15 protein-coding genes are annotated in these 17217 nt (G+C 72.9%); 7 read left to right on the plus strand and 8 right to left on the minus strand.

Features of this window, described 5'->3' with window-relative positions; all coding sequences use genetic code 11:
* Window positions 1-96: 96 nt before the first annotated feature.
* Genes ACIBH3_RS05275 through ACIBH3_RS05285 form a run of 3 tightly spaced genes read right to left on the minus strand, consistent with a single transcriptional unit; the run spans window position 97 to window position 3413 of the window.
* Window positions 97-876, minus strand: a complete 780-nt coding sequence (locus ACIBH3_RS05275) for a hypothetical protein (RefSeq protein ID WP_396310524.1) — start codon at window positions 874-876, stop codon at window positions 97-99.
* A 54-nt stretch (window positions 877-930) separates the two neighbouring features.
* Window positions 931-1392, minus strand: a complete 462-nt coding sequence (locus tag ACIBH3_RS05280; protein WP_396310525.1) for a MarR family transcriptional regulator — start codon at window positions 1390-1392, stop codon at window positions 931-933.
* A gap of 50 nt (window positions 1393-1442) precedes the next feature.
* Window positions 1443-3413 (minus strand): cholesterol oxidase substrate-binding domain-containing protein, encoded by a 1971-nt coding sequence (locus ACIBH3_RS05285; RefSeq protein WP_396310526.1) that lies wholly within the window; start codon window positions 3411-3413, stop codon window positions 1443-1445.
* 305 nt (window positions 3414-3718) lie between these two features.
* On the opposite strand from ACIBH3_RS05285, the gene ACIBH3_RS05290 reads away from it, so the two are divergent.
* A complete protein-coding gene (locus ACIBH3_RS05290; protein ID WP_396310527.1) occupies window positions 3719-4375 on the plus strand; it encodes a TNT domain-containing protein in 657 nt (218 codons plus the stop codon).
* 137 nt (window positions 4376-4512) lie between these two features.
* The gene (locus ACIBH3_RS05295) at window positions 4513-5925 is read left to right on the plus strand and encodes a class II fumarate hydratase (protein WP_396310528.1); all 1413 of its coding nucleotides are present in this window, start codon (window positions 4513-4515) and stop codon (window positions 5923-5925) included.
* 154 nt (window positions 5926-6079) lie between these two features.
* Here ACIBH3_RS05295 and ACIBH3_RS05300 read toward each other — a convergent pair whose 3' ends face one another.
* Together ACIBH3_RS05300 and ACIBH3_RS05305 are read right to left on the minus strand one after the other, a co-directional pair.
* Window positions 6080-6535: an SPW repeat protein gene (locus ACIBH3_RS05300; RefSeq protein WP_396310529.1), complete on the minus strand. Its 456-nt coding sequence runs from the start codon at window positions 6533-6535 to the stop codon at window positions 6080-6082.
* Window positions 6536-6627: 92 nt separating this feature from the next.
* Window positions 6628-7677: a winged helix DNA-binding domain-containing protein gene (locus tag ACIBH3_RS05305; protein ID WP_396310530.1), complete on the minus strand. Its 1050-nt coding sequence runs from the start codon at window positions 7675-7677 to the stop codon at window positions 6628-6630.
* Window positions 7678-7872: 195 nt separating this feature from the next.
* On the opposite strand from ACIBH3_RS05305, the gene ACIBH3_RS05310 reads away from it, so the two are divergent.
* Window positions 7873-8415 (plus strand): PadR family transcriptional regulator, encoded by a 543-nt coding sequence (locus ACIBH3_RS05310; protein WP_396310531.1) that lies wholly within the window; start codon window positions 7873-7875, stop codon window positions 8413-8415.
* A gap of 27 nt (window positions 8416-8442) precedes the next feature.
* Window positions 8443-10143 carry an acyl-CoA dehydrogenase family protein gene (locus tag ACIBH3_RS05315; protein ID WP_396310532.1) on the plus strand — a complete coding sequence of 567 codons (1701 nt, stop codon included), beginning with the start codon at window positions 8443-8445 and terminating at the stop codon, window positions 10141-10143.
* A 107-nt stretch (window positions 10144-10250) separates the two neighbouring features.
* Here ACIBH3_RS05315 and ACIBH3_RS05320 read toward each other — a convergent pair whose 3' ends face one another.
* Together ACIBH3_RS05320 and ACIBH3_RS05325 are read right to left on the minus strand one after the other, a co-directional pair.
* A complete protein-coding gene (locus tag ACIBH3_RS05320; RefSeq protein ID WP_396310669.1) occupies window positions 10251-11570 on the minus strand; it encodes a M28 family metallopeptidase in 1320 nt (439 codons plus the stop codon).
* 229 nt (window positions 11571-11799) lie between these two features.
* Window positions 11800-12195, minus strand: coding sequence for a LuxR C-terminal-related transcriptional regulator (locus tag ACIBH3_RS05325; RefSeq protein ID WP_396310533.1), 396 nt, complete (start codon window positions 12193-12195; stop codon window positions 11800-11802).
* Here ACIBH3_RS05325 and ACIBH3_RS05330 point away from each other — a divergent pair.
* On the plus strand, window positions 12194-13762 hold the full coding sequence (locus ACIBH3_RS05330; protein WP_396310534.1) for an ATP-binding protein: 1569 nt from the start codon (window positions 12194-12196) through the stop codon (window positions 13760-13762). The genes ACIBH3_RS05325 and ACIBH3_RS05330 overlap by 2 nt on opposite strands.
* On the opposite strand, the gene ACIBH3_RS05335 is transcribed toward ACIBH3_RS05330, so the two are convergent.
* A complete protein-coding gene (locus tag ACIBH3_RS05335; RefSeq protein WP_396310535.1) occupies window positions 13759-14583 on the minus strand; it encodes a cupin domain-containing protein in 825 nt (274 codons plus the stop codon). The two genes, ACIBH3_RS05330 and ACIBH3_RS05335, sit on opposite strands and share 4 nt — an antisense overlap.
* Here ACIBH3_RS05335 and ACIBH3_RS05340 point away from each other — a divergent pair.
* Both ACIBH3_RS05340 and hppD read left to right on the plus strand, forming a co-directional pair.
* Window positions 14506-15804, plus strand: a complete 1299-nt coding sequence (locus ACIBH3_RS05340; protein ID WP_396310536.1) for a phosphoribosyltransferase family protein — start codon at window positions 14506-14508, stop codon at window positions 15802-15804. The two genes, ACIBH3_RS05335 and ACIBH3_RS05340, sit on opposite strands and share 78 nt — an antisense overlap.
* 182 nt (window positions 15805-15986) lie before the next feature.
* Window positions 15987-17201: a 4-hydroxyphenylpyruvate dioxygenase gene (hppD, locus tag ACIBH3_RS05345; RefSeq protein ID WP_396310537.1), complete on the plus strand. Its 1215-nt coding sequence runs from the start codon at window positions 15987-15989 to the stop codon at window positions 17199-17201.
* Window positions 17202-17217 lie beyond the last annotated feature (16 nt).

Below are 17217 nucleotides of genomic sequence, written 5' to 3' on the forward strand. Positions count from 1 at the left end.
TGCCGCCCGGGAGTGGCGGGGTACGGCGGAGTGGAAGGTCGGCGGGTCCGACTCTCCACTCCGCCGCTCCGGGGCAGGCGGTCCAGGCCGGACGGCTCAGTGCAGGATGTTCACCGCTCGGGCGACCACCAGCAGCACGATCAGCACGGAGATCACGCTCTGCACCATCATCAGCAGCTTCGCCCAGACCGAGAGCGGCATGGTGTCGGTCGGGCTGAAGGCCGTGGCGTTGGTGAAGGCGACGTAGACGTAGTCCGGGAAGCTCGGCTCCCAGCGCGGCGGCACCAGCTCGGCCGGCAGCTGCATCTGTGGGAAGAGGAAGTCCGGGTACTGCCGGACCCCCTGGGCCCGGGCCGCCGGGCCGCCTCGGTCCCACTCCCAGTACCAGAGCGCGAAGGCGATCACGTTCGTCAGCCAGATCGCCCCGCCCGACCCCAGCAGCCCGAGCGCACCGGGCTGCCCCGAGTCGTAGATCAGCTCCTGCACCAGCCGCAGCGCCGACGAGCCGTTGGCCAGGCTGATCGCCGCCGCCAGGGCGAGGCCCAGCCCGCGCAGCAAGCGCGTGCTGCGGTCCAGGCGCCGGTGCGGGTTCGCGGCCGCCGCCGCCAGCAGCAGGGCGACCTCCAGGGCCGGCAGCAGCCACTGCGGCCGCAGCGACAGCCGCGCCGGGAGGAGGAGTTGCAGGCAGACCACGATGAGGACGGCGACGGTCACCGTCCAGCGTTCCTCCCCCTCGGTGGGCCGGCGCCAGGCGGGCTGCTGCCCGGGCTGCTCCGGGCCGGGTTCGAGCAGCCGCTCGATCCGGTCCAGGCGCCGGTGCAGCAGCTCCACCGACTCGTGCCCCAGTCCACCACCCGGCGGCTCGTTCTCGCTCATGGCGGCCATTGTCGCGGAGCGAAGTCGATCTGACGCAGGCACAGGCCGCGTCGACTACGGCAGGTCCCCGTTGCCGCCGAGGTTCACGACCATGCGGCGCATCACGTTCACCGCCACGGCGTACTCGGTGGACGGGATCCCCTGGTGGATCCGCTCGTGCGCACGGGCGAGCCGCTCCCTGGCCCGCTGCCGGCCGGCCTCGCCCTCCGCCGTCAGGGTCAGGCCGCCGGAGGTCTCGGTGATCCACCCGCGCGCGAGCAGCTCGTCGAACACCGCCTCGAAGTCGACGCCCGGCTCGGCGAACTCGCGCAACCGCGCGGCCAGCCCACCCCGCTGCCAGGCGCCGGGCGAACCAGCTACGTGGTTCAGCGTCCACCAGTGCGGCTGGGCGAGGCGCTCCTCGGCCAGCTCGGCCCGGATCCGGGTGAGCACCGCCTTGGCGGTGACGTCGCTCCAGTAGCCGATCGGCTGGGCGGCGAGCTGGGCCCCGGTGTACTCCTGCAACTGAACGCTCATGACTGGGGCCTCCGTTGGTGGTCCGAGTGGTCCGATGCGATGCGATGTGTTCACCGTAGGAGTTCAAGCGGACTTGAGGTCAAGCCCTGCCAGAGTGGGAAGTCGCCTTCGTGCAGCACGACCCACACCTCGGGCACGGTCGGGCTGTCGAGAATCCGCCCCGTCAGCGCAGCAGGGCGTCCAGGAACTCGTTGCCGAAGACCCGGTGCGGGTCGTAGCGGTCCAGGACGGCGACGGCCTCGTCCCAGGCCGTGCTGCCGTCCGCGCCACCGGCAGCGCCGGCGCCACCCGGGCCGCCGCCGGCGCGGTGGCTGTCGGGGATTGACGCGGGTGAGCACGTCCGGGTCGGCCCAGGCGGCGTCGGCGGTGTACGCCCAGCCCTTGGACCACTCCACCCGCAGGCCGGCCCGGGTGCCGTCGAAGGTGCGCAGCAGGAACTGCTCGACGTCGCGGCAGAACCGGTGCAGACCGGGGGTGTTGGGCAGGCTGAGGATGTCGAGCCAGACCGCGGTGTCCCAGTCGGGGCGGTCCGGGCGCGGGCGCAGTGCGGAGAGCAGCGGTGGGCGGGCGCCGGGGACGCCGGACCAGGACGGGTCGTCCAGGCCGGTGACGCGGATCTCCACGGCGCCGTTCACCGGGTACTCGCCACGCGCCCGGTACTGCGCGAGCAGCGTGCGGTAGTACGCGGCGAACTCGCCCACCACCCACTGCAGGTCGGCCCGCCGGGTGAGCACGGCGTAGCCGTTGGCGGTGACCCGCAGGGTGCTGGGCCGGACGTACTGGAGCACGGTGCGGGAGGCGCCCCAGAGGTCCGAGCGCAGGCCGTCTGCCAGCAGGTGGCTCAAGGTGTCGCCGCTGAGCAGGTCACGCAGCAGGCCGCCGGAGAGCAGGACGTCGGTGAGGTCGCCGGTCAGGCCGAGGGCGGCCACCAGGTACTGGAGTTGGCCGAACAGCGGCGCGGAGGACCAGGCGCCGCCGATCAGCTGCCCGGCCAGTTCGGCGACCGGACGGGGGATGTTGTCGGAGAAGGGGTAGTTGTAGGGCTCGGTGACCCGGCGGGCGGCGAACGGCTGCCGGGGCACCACACTCCAGGTCTTCAGCCAGGGGCGGTCGGTGAAGGCGAACCAGATGGCCTCGGCCCGGCCGTCCCGCTCGACGAAGCTCGCGAAGGTGCGAGGGCTGCCGCCGGTGCCCGGGCGGGCGAAGAGTTCGGTGGCGGGGATGTCGAGCCGGCTGACGCAGCGCAGCGGGCGGTCGGCACCCACCCGCAGCACCACCTCGGTGAGGAAGGCCCGGCCGAGGTGGACGAGGAAGGCCGCGCTGTCAGCCTCCGGGCGTTCGAAGGTCCTCAGCACGTAGCGGCCGGCGGCCTCGTCGTGGACGACTGCGGTGAGCCGGACGATCTGGTTGCTGAGCGAGCCGTAGCTGTGACCGGCCGGCCTGCTCTCGCCGGCGGCCGGGACGGCGGTGCCGTGGCCGCCGATGGCGAGCACCCCGCCCACGGTGACCTCGCCGGGCGCGGGGCAGGCGGTGACGCCCAGGCCGTGGCCGGCCAGTTGGGCGAGCAGGGCCTCCATGGTCGCGCCGGTCTGCACCCGGACGGTGTCCGGGGTGTCGACGGACATCGCGGTCAGGTAGCGGCTGGTGTCGACGAGCAGGACGCGGGCCGACTCCGCCGTGCCGTCGGCGACGGTCAGCGGCGCCCAGGTGTGCCGGTACCCCTGGGCGCGCAGCCGCCAGCCCTGGGCGCGCGCCCAGTCGGCGAGGTCCGCGACCTGCTGCGGGGTGCGCGGGGCGCAGGTCCAGAGCTGGTCGGTGCGGATCTCGCCGGCCCAGTTCTGGTACTCCCGCCGGTACAGCTCGGGGCCGTCGGGCAGCCCGGGCGGCGCCGGGGTGGCGGCGTTCGCGCTGTCGGGCCCGACCGTCCCGCGCAGCAGCCAGCCCGCCCCGCCGAGCGCCGCCGACGCCCCGATCAGCTGCCGCCGGGTCAGTCCCGCCTCGCGTCGCCGTCCAGCCGTCATGCCGTCGCCCCCTCGTCCCTCGCCGTCCCACCGTCGGCCGGGTGCCGCCCGCCACGCGCCACCTGCGGCGTGCCGGGTCCGGGCCGCCTGGCCTATCCCCCGGAAGGCCCGGAAGACCCACGGCAGAGCGTACGAAACCGGCGCGCGGAAGCGCGGAGCTGTCGGCCTTGCGCTCACCTGATCGAGTGAACCTGCGGGGTTCGGTCCCGCTGCGCGCCCGGCCTCGGTCGCGATTCTTCCCACACGGAGGATCGGCTCGCCCCTAGTCTGTGCGTGACCGTCACATCACTCTCTGGAGAGTCCCTATGAAGGTTCGTCGGATCCTGCTCGCCACCGTCGCCGGCGTCGGCCTGCTGACCGCGGCGCCGCCCGCCCAGGCTGCCGGTGCGGCCGCGGTGACCGCCACGGCCACCCCGCCGGACCAGTGCTCGGAGGCGGACTGGCACGGTGACGCCCGGCTCGGCCCGGAGCGGCTCCCGGTCGTCGGCCGGGTCGGGCAGCAGCTGATCGACTACCAGCGCACCGGCGGCCGGCCGGAGCAGGAGTTCCTGGCGGCCTTCTACGACTCCTCGGCGGGCTCCTGGAAGTACCCGCCCGCGGACGGCTACGTGATCCTGAACGGCAAGCCGATCAAGGTGGTGCAGACCCTCAAGCCCGGCCTGGACATCGACCGCTACGGCAGTGAGTTCGGTTCCTTCCTCGCCCCGGAGGGCCTGGCGTACGCCAAACGCTCGATCCCGCCGCAGAGCCTGGACAACCTGGCGGCTCCCGGTGGGTGCAACTACCACGACTACAAGGTGCTCAAGCCGTTCAAGGTACAGGCGGGTCCGATCGCGCCCTGGTTCAACCAGCCCGGCTGGGGCTGGCAGTACCAGCTGGACGCCACCCTGGTGCCGGGCGCCCCGGCGCGGATCAACGTGGGCTGGCTGGTCACCAACGGGTACCTGGAGCGGCTGGTCTGAGTCCGCGGCCCGGCCGCCCGGCAGCGGGCGGGCAGCGGGGTGACGACGGCTGCCGGCGCCTGTCACCCCTTTGCCCGCCCGCGGCGGAAATACCTGCGGTGCCCCCGCGGCTCTGATCATCAGGAGGTGTCCCAACCATGGGTGACGAGCGGTCCAGGACGAACGATCAGGACTACCGGGTCGAACACGACTCGATGGGTGAGGTGCGGGTGCCGGCGGCCGCCAAGTGGCGGGCGCAGACGCAGCGGGCGGTGGAGAACTTCCCGGTGTCCGGCCAGCGGCTGGAGCGGGCGCACATCGCGGCGCTGGCCCGGATCAAGGCGGCCGCGGCGCGGGTGAACGCCCGGCTGGGCGTGCTGGACGAGGGGACGGCGGGCGCTATCGTGGCGGCGGCCGAGGAGGTGGCGGCGGGGCGCTGGGACGGCGAGTTCCCGGTGGACGTGTTCCAGACCGGCTCCGGGACGTCCTCCAACATGAACGCCAACGAGGTGATCGCGACCCTGGCGACGGAGCGGCTGGGGAGCCCGGTGCACCCCAACGACCACGTCAACGCCAGCCAGTCGTCCAACGACGTCTTCCCGTCCTCGATCCACATCGCGGCGACGGCGGCCGTCACGCACGACCTGATCCCGGCGCTGGAGCACCTGGCGGAGGCGCTGGAGCGCAAGGCGGCGGAGTTCGCCGAGGTCGTGAAGTCGGGCCGGACGCACCTGATGGACGCCACGCCCGTCACCCTGGGCCAGGAGTTCGGCGGGTACGCGGCCCAGGTCAGGTACGGGCGGGAGCGGCTGCTCTCGGCCCTGCCCCGGGTCGCCGAACTGCCGCTCGGCGGTACGGCCGTCGGGACGGGCATCAATACCCCGCCGGGGTTCGCGGCGGCGGTGATCGCGGAGGTCGCGCGGGAGACGGGCCTGCCGCTGACGGAGGCGCGGGACCACTTCGAGGCGCAGGGCGCCCGGGACGGCCTGGTGGAGCTGAGCGGCCAGCTGCGGACGATCGCGGTGGGCTTCACCAAGATCGCGAACGATCTGCGCTGGATGGGCTCCGGCCCGCGCACGGGCCTGGCGGAGATCAACCTGCCGGACCTCCAGCCCGGTTCGTCGATCATGCCGGGCAAGGTGAACCCGGTGCTGCCCGAGGTGGTGCTGATGGTCGCCGCACAGGTGATCGGCAACGACGGCACGGTCACGCTCGCCGGGGCGAGCGGCAACTTCGAGCTGAACGTGATGCTGCCGGTGATCGCTCGCAATGTACTGGAGTCGGTGCGGCTGCTGGCCAACAGCGCCCGTCTGCTGGCGGACCGCACCGTGGACGGCATCACGGCCAACGTCGCGCGGGCCCGGGAGTACGCGGAGTCCTCACCCTCCGTCGTGACGCCGCTGAACCGCTACATCGGCTACGAGGAGGCCGCGAAGGTGGCCAAGCAGGCGCTGGCCGAGCGGAAGACCATCCGCCAGGTGGTGCTGGAGCGGGGCTACCTCGACCAGGGGAAGCTGACGGAGCAGCAGCTCGACGAGGCACTGGACGTGCTGCGGATGACCCGCCCGTAGCGGCGGGCAGCGCGAGGGCCGGCACGTCGTCGCGTGCCGGCCCTCGTTCTTTCGGATCGGTCGGAGTTCGGGTTGTTCCGAGCTCAGGTGTTCGGAGCTCGGGTTGTTCGGAGCTCTGCTTGTTCGGAGCTGGGGCTCGCCGTGCCCCGTCCGGTCATCCTCCGCTTCGGCGGCTCATCCTGCTGCCCGGCAGCGCCATGGCGATGGCCGCGAGGGCGAGGCAGGTCATCACGCCTCCGGTGATCACGTTGGTGAGGATCGTCCGCTGGACGGCCATGTCACCGACGGTCCACCACGGCGCGAGCATCGTCCAGACGCCGATCGCCAGGCAGGCCCAGGCCCGCGCATGGGTGCGCTCGAAGGCCGAGCCGTAGCCGCCCATCAGTGCGGCGAAGCCGAGACCGAGAATCAGGTTGTTGATCGTCAGGGGAAGGAAGCCGAAGAAGGCGAAGCCGACCACCCATGGGGAGATCGCGAGGAAGAGACCGGCGCAGATGGCCGCCGCCTCGACCCCCTGCCCACCGGTGGTGGACGTGACCTGCTCGGCGTGTTCACGCAATGCCAGGATGTCCGGATGGTGTTCCATACCCGTCGGTAGCTGGGTCGACACCGGGACCACCTCCTCGAGTTGGGGACCATGGCAGACGCATGCTCGATACCCATTCTGAACCCGATATCACCCGTTCGCGAGGATTGTCCTTATTAATTTCTTACACCCAGGAATCGCCCGACATCGGCGACCTCCTCCTCGACCGCCGGGCGCAGCGACGACGGCAGCCGACCGAAGGGCTCCACGAGCACCTGCACCCCCTCCCGCCGCCAGGTGCCCAGCACCCGGCCGTCCACCACCAGGGCCGGACGGATCACCCCGCCCCCGGCGTTGATCCGCGCGGCACGGGACGGATCCAGCATCAGATCGCGGCTGCGATAGCCCAGCAGGTACGTGTCGTACGGACCGAGCAGCCGTACCAGCGGCGGACCCGGCGGCGGTGGGGCCGCCCCGGGGGCGGCGTACAGCCCCGGGGCCGCCTCGGTCAGCCCGGCCGCCTCGAAGCCCCGCCGGGCGGCCGCCCGGGTGAGCCCCGACCAGGCGGCGAAGTCCGCCGGAGCGGCCGGGCCGAAGGCGGCGGCATAGCGGCGCGCGAGCTCGGCGAGCGCCTGCGCGCCGTCGAGTTCACGGCCACCGGCCGGCAGCGGCCGGTATCCGGGCTCACGCGGGGACACCTCGCCACCCCGGCAGAGCACGCCGTGGGCGGCGGCGTACGCCATCAGGTGGGCGGGGGCCTGGCCGCTCGGCTCGACGGCCACACCCCGGGCCCGCAGCCCGGCGATCAGGTCGGCTCGGCTGCGGGGCTCGTCGAGCAGCGCGGGCAGGGCCGCCAGCGCCTCGGCGCAGACCCGCGCGGTCAGACCGAGCTCGCGCCGCCGGCGTTCACCGGCGGAGAGGTTGCGCTCCCCGAAGAGGCCCAGCAGCCAGCCGGCGTCCTGCGCCGGCACCAGGTGCAGGGTGTTGCGCATCAGCCAGGTGGAGACCACCTCCCCCGCCTCGTAGGCCTGTCGCAGCTTCTCCGGGCCGCGCAGCCCGCGGGCCCGCAGGGCCGGCCCGACGGCCGGGCCGTCCTGCGCCTGAAGCCCCGCCGAGCGGCGGGCGATCTCCGCCACCCCGTGGGCCGCGCCGGCGAACTGCGCGTGCATCCGCCACCGCAGCAGGTCCGCGTCCTCGATCACGTCAGCCGTCGCCTCAGCCCTCACGTCAGCCATTGTGGCCGCGCCGGCGCGCTCCGTCCCGATCCTCGCCTCGATTCGGCACGACGGTCGACGATCCCCCGCGATCCCCGCGATCCCCCGCGCTGCGGCGCGGCCGCGCCCGATCGGACGGCGTGAGCTGCGTCTCAGCCCGGGCAGGCGCCATTGCCTATGCAACTCGTTGCATAGCAGGATGCGGGTATGGCACTTGAGCACGCGATCCTCGTCTCCCTGCTGGAGCAGCCCGGATCCGGCTACGAGCTGGCCCGGCGCTTCGACCGCTCGATCGGGCGGTTCTGGACCGCCACCCACCAGCAGATCTACCGCGTGCTGCGGCGGATGGAGGCGGACGGCTGGATCGCCGCCGAGGAGATCGCCCAGGACGGGCGGCCGGACAAGAAGGTCTACTCGGCCGCCGGACCCGGCCGGGCCGCGCTGGCCGGCTGGCTGCGCGAGCCCGTCGAGCCGGAGACCGTCCGGCACGAGCTGGCCGTCAAGATCCGCGCGGCGGCCTTCGACGACCCGGCTGCCCTGATCTCCGAGGTGGAACGCCACCGCGAGAGCCACGCCGCGTTGCTCGCCCGCTACCTGGCCGGCGAACAGCGCGACTTCCCCTCCCCCGGATCGCTCGACGCCCGGCAGCAGCTCCAGCACGTGGTGCTGCGCGGCGGCATCGAGTACGAGCGGATGACCCTCGCCTGGCTGGACGACGTGCTCGCCACCCTGCACCGACTCGGCAACTGACCCTCCATCACCCTCAGGGAAGCCACCATGCTCTTCAACCCTCGTACGTACGACCCCGTGCAGTTCGACGAGCCGACCCGCCGGCTGCTGCGCGCCACCGTCGACTGGTTCGAATCGCGTGGCAAGAAGGCGCTGATCGACACCTACATCGACCGCTCCTGGTACGCCGACTTCCTGGAGTTCGCCGCCAAGGAGGGCCTGTTCGCGGAGTTCCTGACGCCCTCCTCGGCCGCCGCGGACAAGCGCTGGGACACCGCCAGGATCGCCGAGCTGAACGAGATCCTGGGCTTCTACGGCCTCGGCTACTGGTACACCTGGCAGGTCACCATCCTGGGCCTCGGCCCGGTCTGGCAGAGCGAGAACGAGGCCGTCCGGGCCCGCGCCGCCCAGCTGCTGAGCGAGGGTCACGTGATGGCCTTCGGGCTGTCCGAGCGCACCCACGGCGCGGACATCTACTCCACCGACATGATCCTCACCCCCGACGGCGAGGGCGGCTTCACCGCCAGCGGCTCCAAGTACTACATCGGCAACGGCAACGTCGCCGGCCTGGTGTCGGTCTTCGGGCGCCGCTCGGACGTCGAGGGCCCGGAGGGCTACGTCTTCTTCGCCGCCGACAGCCGGCACGAGGCGTACCACCTGGTCAAGAACGTGGTCAACGCGCAGATGTACGTCAGCGAGTTCCGCCTGGACGAGTACCCGGTGCACGCCGAGGACGTGCTGCACACCGGCAAGGCCGCCTTCGACGCCGCGCTGAACACCGTCAACGTCGGCAAGTTCAACCTCTGCACCGCCTCGATCGGCATCTGCGAGCACGCGATGTACGAGGCCGTCACCCACGCCCACAACCGGGTGCTGTACGGCAAGAAGGTCACCGACTTCCCGCACGTGCGCCGCGAGCTGACCGACGCCTACGCGCGCCTGGTCGCCATGAAGCTGTTCAGCGACCGCGCGGTGGACTACTTCCGCTCCGCCTCGCCCGAGGACCGCCGCTACCTGCTGTTCAACCCGATGACCAAGATGAAGGTCACCACCGAGGGCGAGAAGGTCATCGACCTGATGTGGGACGTCATCGCGGCCAAGGGCTTCGAGGCGGACACCTACTTCGAGAAGGCCGCCAAGGACATCCGCGGCCTGCCGAAGCTGGAGGGCACCGTCCACGTCAACCTGGCACTGATCCTCAAGTTCATGGGCAACTACCTGTTCAACCCGGCCGAGTACGCGCCGGTGCCCAGCCGCCCGGACGCCGCCGACGACGAGTTCCTGTTCCGGCAGGGCCCGGCCCGGGGCCTGGGCGCGATCCGGTTCCACGACTGGCGCACCGCGTACGACGCGCACGCGCACATCCCCAACGTGGCCCGCTTCCGCGAGCAGGCCGACGGGCTCTGCGCGCTGCTCGCCGCGCACGCGCCGAGCGCCGAGCAGCAGCAGGACCTGGACTTCCTGCTCTCGCTCGGGCAGCTCTTCGCGCTGGTGGTCTACGGCCACCTGGTGCTGGAGCAGGCCGAGCTGACCGGCCTGGACACCGACGTACTGGACGAGATCTTCGACGTGCTGGTGCGGGACTTCTCCACCCACGCCACCGAGATGCACGGCAAGTCCGGGGCCACCGAGGCGCAGGCCGCCTGGGCGCTGGCGCACCTGCGCCGTCCGGTGGCGGACGAGGCACGCTCGGCGCGGGTCTGGGCCCGGGTCGAGGAGCTGTCCGGCGCGTACGAGATGCGGGCCTGACAGCACCGTGCGGGGTGCGGCCGCCGGGCCGCATCCCGCACGGGGTTTCACTCACCGGCCCCCGGTGCCCGCCGGCACGCGGCGGGCCCAGAGGCTCGGAGAGAGGCTCAGAAGGTGAGCTTCCAGCTGTCGAGGTAGCCGGTGTCCTGCGAGGCCACGTCCTGCACCCGCAGCTTCCAGGTGCCGTTGGCGACCTCGCCGGAGGCGTTGACGGTGAACGTGGCGACCACGTTGTCCGCCGAGTCGTTGCCGCTGAAGTCCTTGACCCGGTACGTGCTGCCGTCCGGCGCCACCAGGTCGATGACCAGGTCGCCGCGCCAGGTGTGCTTGACGTCCACGCCGACCTTGAGCGTGGCCGGGGCGTTGCCCGTGCGGCCCGTGACGGTGATCGGCGACTCGATCGGCGGGGCCGCGTCGGGGATCGCGAAGTCGGTGGTGTTCTCGAAGACGGTGCCCGACGGGGGCGGGGTGCCCTCGGTGGCGAGCGACCAGATCCCGTGGGCGATGGCGTCGCTCATCCGGTCCAGGACCGTGTCGTTGATGTTCGCCGAGGTGTCGCACGAGGAGTGGTAGCAGCGGTCGAAGGCCTGGCCGGCCGTGCCGCCCCACTTGCTCGCCTGAGCGCTGGTCTTGATGTAGTCGGCGCCGCTGAACAGGCCGCCGACCGGTATGCCGGCGTTCTTGAACGGCGCGTGGTCGGAGCGGCCGTCACCCTCGGTCTCCGGCTCGGTGGCGACGCCGAGGCCCGCGAAGTAGTCCTTGAACAGCGTGTCCAGCGCGGCGTTGTCGTCGTAGACGAAGTAGCCGGGGTTGGGCGAGCCGATCATGTCGAAGTTGAGGTAGGCGTCGATCTTCGAACGGTCGGCGCCGGTCAGCTTGTTGACGTAGTTCGAGGAGCCGACCATGCCGGCCTCCTCGGTGCCCCACCAGCCGAACCGCACGTGCTTCGCGGGCTGGAGCCCCGCACGCGAGACGGCGAGGGCGGTCTCCAGGATGCCCGCCGACCCCGAGCCGTCGTCGTTGATGCCGGGCCCGGCCGTGACGGAGTCGAGGTGGGCGCCGGCCATCACCACGTGCGAGGTGTCGCCGCCGGGCCAGTCGGCTATCAGGTTGTAGCCGGTGGCGCCGCCGTAGCTGTACGTCTGCAGGGTGGTGGTGTACCCGGCGGCGTCCAACTTGCCCTTGATGTAGTCGACCGAGGCCTTGTAACCGGCCCGGCCGTGGGCGCGGTTGCCGCCGTTGGCGGTGGCGATCGACTGGAGCTGCGCAAGGTGCGCCTTGACGTTGGCCACCGGGATGTCCGGTGCCGCCGACCGGCCCGCCACCGGGGCCGGCTGGGCCTGCGCGGCGGGAGCGAACAGGGCGGGGGTGACCAGGGCGGCGGCGAGTGCCGCGGCCGCGCCGGTCACGAGGGCGGACCGGCGCAGGCCGGATCCGCGCAGGCGGGATCGCCGCGAGAGGTACTGGGACACTGGGGGCTCCAGATTCTGGTGGGGCAGAACGGAACGCGAGTCGCGCCGCATGGATGAGGTTCGCGGCCCCATCGCACATTTGACGCGACCATGATGATTCAGCGAAGCAAAGGTTCCGTCAAGAGCCCCGGGAACACGGGCGGAGATCCCCGGCCGCCACCCCGGCCCGGGCGGTGACCCGGCGTCAGTCGCCCAGACCCATGTCCCGGGCGCGGGCCACCGCCTCCGCCCGGGAGGCCACATGGAGCTTCTCGAAGATGTGGGTGACGTGGTTGCGGACGGTCTTCTCCGCGACCACCAGCTCGCGCGCGATCCGTCGGTTGTCCAGGCCGCGTGCCACCAGATCCAGCACCTCGGCCTCCCGGGAGGTCAGCGCGGGGAACATGCTGCCCGCCTCGCGCAGCCTGGCCCCGGCCAGCAGCGAGGTGATCCGGGCGGCGACGTCCGCACCGAAGACCGCCCCGCCCGCGGCGACGGTGCGTACCGCGTGCAGCACCTCCTCGCGCCCCGCCCCCTTCACCAGATAGCCGCGGGCCCCGGCCTGCAGGGCGGCGAGCAGACTGCCGTCGTCGTCGGCCATGGTGAGCATCAGCACCGGCACCGGCGGGGTACGGCCCGCGACCGCGCGGTTCGCGGTGTACCTGCACGAGCGGATCGGGGACGTCCAGAACGGCTGCCACTACCTGCTCGTCGGCATCGCCGCGGCCGTCCTGCTGGCCCGGCTGCGCGCCGCCGCGCCGCGACCGCGGCGCCACATCGGCGCCCTGCTCCTGATGTACCTGCTGTTCGCCGCCGCCCAGGTGTTCTACTACTACGAGCACCTGAACCACTACTGGCTCAGCTACAGCCTGTTCACCGCCGCCTCCGCGCTCTGGAGCGTCGCCCTGGCCCACCTGGTGATCCGCGACGAATCGTGGCGGCTGGACCGGACGGCCCGGCGGATCCTGGCCGGGCTGCTGCTCGCCACCGTCGTCACGGTGGTCTTCGTCGCGGCCGCCACCGCGCTCTCGCTGCGCCTGCGGCCCGGGCCCGGCGCCGGCCCGCTGCTGCTGATCGCCCTGGTCTTCGCCCTCGGCGCCGGGATGCCCCGGGCCGCGGGCTGGGCCGTCGGGCTGGTCGACCGGCTCTACTACGGCGACCGCGCCCAGCCGTACCAGGTGCTGCGCACGCTGGCCGGGCGGATCAGCCAGGTCCTGGACCCGGCCGAGCTGCCGCACACCCTGTGCGGCACGGTGGCCGAGGAGCTCCGGCTGCCGGGCGTCGCCCTGACCGTGTGCACCCGGGCCGGCCGGCGGACGCTGGCGACCGTCGGCGCCCCGGACGGGTACCGCCAGGACTTCGAGCTGCTGCACCACGGCGCCCCCATCGGGCAGCTGACGGTGGGCCTGCGCGGCGGCGAGCAGCTGCTCGACGAGCGCGACACCGACATCCTGCGCTCCCTCGCCGACCAGGCCGCGCCCGCGATCGCCTCACTGCGGTTGCTGGAGGAACTCCAGGCCAGCCGCGAGCAGATCGTCGCCACCCGCGAGGAGGAACGCCGCCGGCTGCGGCGCGACATCCACGACGGCCTCGGGCCCGTCCTGGCCGGGCTGCGCCTGCGGGTCGACAACGCCGCGGTCGGCCTGCCGCCGGACACCGGCCTGGCGGACACGCTGCGGGCCGTCTCCGGCGACCTGGGCATGGCCATCAAGGAGGTCCGGCGGATCACCGACCGGCTCGGCCCGGCGCCGCTGGGCGAAGTCGGCCTCTCCCGGGCGCTGCGCCAGCTCTGCGAGAGCTTCACCGGCGCCCGCCTGGCCGTCGGCGCCGTGCTGGTGCCCGACCGGCTGCCGCAACTGCCTGCGGCGGTCGAGGTCGCGGTGTACCGGATCACCGCGGAGGCGCTGAACAACGTGCTGCGCCATGCCCGCGCCCGGCGGGCGACGGTGTCCGTCCGGGTCGGCGCGCAGACGCTCACCCTGATCGTCCAGGACGACGGCATCGGCTACCGGGCACCGGGCCGCACCCCGGGGACGGGAGCGTCGGGCGTGGGGCTGCGGTCGATGGCCGACCGCGCCGCCGAGATCGGCGGCCACTGCACCGTCGGCCCGCTGGAGCACGGCACCCGGGTGCACGCCGTCCTGCCCCGCCGGCCCTCGTACGGCTAGGGCCCTCGCGATCGCCCGTGCCGCACGCGGGTTCCGACAGTCCGCTGCCCCCACCGCCCGGTCGGCGGTGGGGGCAGCGGGTCGGGGGGTGGGGCGCCCGGGGGCGTCACACCGTGGCTGCGGAGCAGCCGGGTGCGCGCTCCTTCGGAGCAGCGGTTCCGGCGGCCTTCGCGCCTTTGGCGGCTTTCGCAGCCTTCGCGGCCTTGGCCGCCTTCGCTGCTTTCTGGCGCGCGAGGTGCGTGCAGGGAACGCACCGGGCTACTACGGTGGCTGCCCCTGCCGCCAGCTTGAGCGACTTCGATGACATAGCGTTCTCCAGTCCGTTCGGCGGGGTGGGGTGGACCGGTCGGCCGCCCCTCATCCACTGTGGTCGGGCCGCCGCCCGAGTGCATGGGGCCGCGGTCCCGTCCCCGTCCCGGGACCGCGGTCTCAGGCCTGGGCGTCCGACGCGCGGCAGCCGGGCACGGCTGCGGGTGCGGCCGCGGGCACGGCGGATTGCGCAGGCTGTGCCGGGTGCCGAGCCCGCTGAGCACGGCATCGCCGGCCCGGACCGGGTGGGGGTGGCCGTCGAGGGTGATCTCCCCGCGGCCGGTGAGCAGGACGTGGACCTCCTCGGTACGGATGTGCAGGTGCTCCCCGCCGGCGCCGCCGGGCGGGCCAGGGAGCGGTGGCGGACGGGCCGCCCACCGGCGCCCGGGGCGGGAGGCGGACGGCGGACGTACGGTGGATCCGGAGGGAGCGCCATGTACGCCAGGGGCACGCACTTCACCGACCGGACCGACGCGGGCCGCCGGCTCGCCGCCCGGCTGGAGCACCTGCACGGCGCCGACCCGGTCGTGGTGGCCCTGCCCCGCGGAGGAGTCCCGGTCGCGGCGGAGGTCGCGCAGGCGCTGGACGCGCCGCTGGACATCTGCGTGATCCGCAAGCTGGGCGTCCCGTACCAGCCGGAGCTGGGCATGGGTGCGATCGGCGAGGACGGCGCCCGGGTGATCAACGACCAGGTGGTACGGCTGGCCGGGGTCCGGCCCGAGCAGCTGGCGGCGGTCGAGGCGCACGAGCGGGCCGAGCTGGAGCGGCGGGCACGGCGCTACCGCGGCGACCGGCCGCCGGCCGACCTGCGCGGGCGCACGGTGGTGGTGGTCGACGACGGCATCGCCACCGGCTCCACCGCCCGGGCCGCCTGCCGGATCGTCCGGGCCCGGGGCGCGGCCCGGGTGGTGCTGGCCGTGCCGGTCGCCCCGCCGGACTGGACGGCCAGGCTCAGCGCGGACGCGGACGAGCTGGTGGCCGTGGCCACACCCTCGCCGTTCTACGCCATCGGCGAGTTCTACGACGACTTCACCCAGACCGAGGACGACGAGGTGCTGCGCCACCTCGCCCGCGCGGCCGGCCCGCGGACCCTCTCCAGGGAGCTCACGGTGCAGATCGGCGCCCTGCGCCTGGCCGGCCGGCTGACCGTCCCGCCCGAGGCCTCGGCCGTGGTGCTGTTCGCCCACGGCAGCGGCAGCAGCCGGCACAGCCCGCGCAACCGCTTCGTCGCCGACCAGCTCAACCGGGCGGGCCTGGCGACGCTGCTGTTCGACCTGCTCACCGAGGCCGAGGAGCCCGACCGGCGCAAGGTGTTCGACGTCGCGCTGCTGGGCGGCCGGCTGGCCGCCGTCACCGTCCGCCTCGCCGAGGAGGCCGAGGTGCGCGGCCTGCCGGTGGGCTACTTCGGCGCCAGCACCGGCGCGGCCGCCGCGCTCTGGGCGGCGGCGGATCCGGCGGTGCTGGTCTCGGCCGTGGTCTCCCGGGGCGGCCGGCCCGACCTCACCGGCCCCCGGCTGGCCGAGGTGCGGGCGCCGACCCTGCTCATCGTCGGCGGCCACGACGATCTGGTGATCGACCTCAACCGGCGCGCCCAGGAGCAGATGGAGTGCGAGAACGAACTGGCGGTCATCCCTCGCGCCACCCATCTGTTCGAGGAGCCGGGTGCGCTGGAGGAGGTCGCCGAGCTGGCCAGGGAGTGGTTCCTGCGGTGTCTGACCGTCGAACCGCCGTGACCGCGCGTCGCCACCACAGCCATGCAATCTGCGCAGCGGGCCGAGCGAATTCCTGCTCAGCTTGTACACATTGAACAGTGGAATCCCGACCTGTTGCCCAATCATTCCTGGAGGAGCAAGCTCTGCGCCAACCGCACCGACCACCCCCGCGGCGCGGACGCCTCAACGTGGAGGAACCCCCGATGACCACGCAGTCCCACGCCCTTGAGCTGACCCCCGAGGAGCGCGAGGCCGGCCTTGACGCCGAGCAGCTGCGCCGCCTGGTGGGCCTCGTCGAGCACGACCCCGCGGCGGACCCGTTCCCCGTGATCGCCCAGGACGCCGTCGTCTTCGTGGCCGGCAACGCCACCCAGACGGCCCTCTTCTACCAGGCCGTCTTCGGCATGGAGCTGGTCGCGTACTCCGGCCCCGAGACCGGCCGGCGCGACCGCAAGGCGTTCGTGCTGCGCTCCGGCTCCTGCCGCTTCGTGATCAAGGGCGGCGTCGCCCCGGACAGCCCGCTGCTGGAGCACCACCGCCGGCACGGTGACGGCGTCGTCGACCTGGCCCTGGAGGTGCCGGACGTCGACAAGTGCATAGCGCACGCCCGCGCCCAGGGCGCCACCGTGCTGGAGGAGCCCAACGACGTCTCGGACGAGCACGGCACCATCCGCCGCGCCGCCATCGCCACCTACGGCGAGACCCGGCACACCCTGATCGACCGCTCCCGCTACCACGGCCCGTACCTGCCCGGCTATGTCACCGCCGAGAGCCGGGTGCAGCGGCCCGAGGGCCACCCGAAGCGGCTGTTCCAGGCGCTGGACCACGCGGTGGGCAACGTCGAGCTCGGCAAGATGGACGAGTGGGTCGGCTTCTACAACCGGGTCATGGGCTTCGTGAACATGGCCGAGTTCGTCGGCGACGACATCGCCACCGAGTACTCCGCGCTGATGTCCAAGGTCGTCGCCAGCGGCAACCACCGGGTGAAGTTCCCGCTCAACGAGCCGGCCGTCGCCAAGAAGAAGTCGCAGATCGACGAGTACCTGGAGTTCTACGGCGGCCCCGGCTGCCAGCACCTTGCGCTCGCCACCAACGACATCCTCACCACCGTGGACATCCTGCGCGCCAACGGCGTCGAGTTCCTCTCCACCCCGGACTCGTACTACGACGACCCGGAGCTGCGCGCCCGGATCGGCAAGGTCCGGGTGGAGGTCGAGGAGCTCAAGAAGCGCGGGATCCTGGTCGACCGTGACGAGGACGGCTACCTGCTGCAGATCTTCACCAAGCCCCAGGGCGACCGGCCGACGGTGTTCTTCGAGTTCATCGAGCGGCATGGCTCGCTCGGGTTCGGGAAGGGCAACTTCAAGGCGCTCTTCGAGTCCCTGGAGCGCGAGCAGGACCGTCGCGGCAACCTCTGACCGGCTCAAGGAGAGC

This window comes from Kitasatospora sp. NPDC050543 (assembly GCF_044457565.1).
Classification (GTDB): Bacteria; Actinomycetota; Actinomycetes; order Streptomycetales; family Streptomycetaceae; genus Kitasatospora.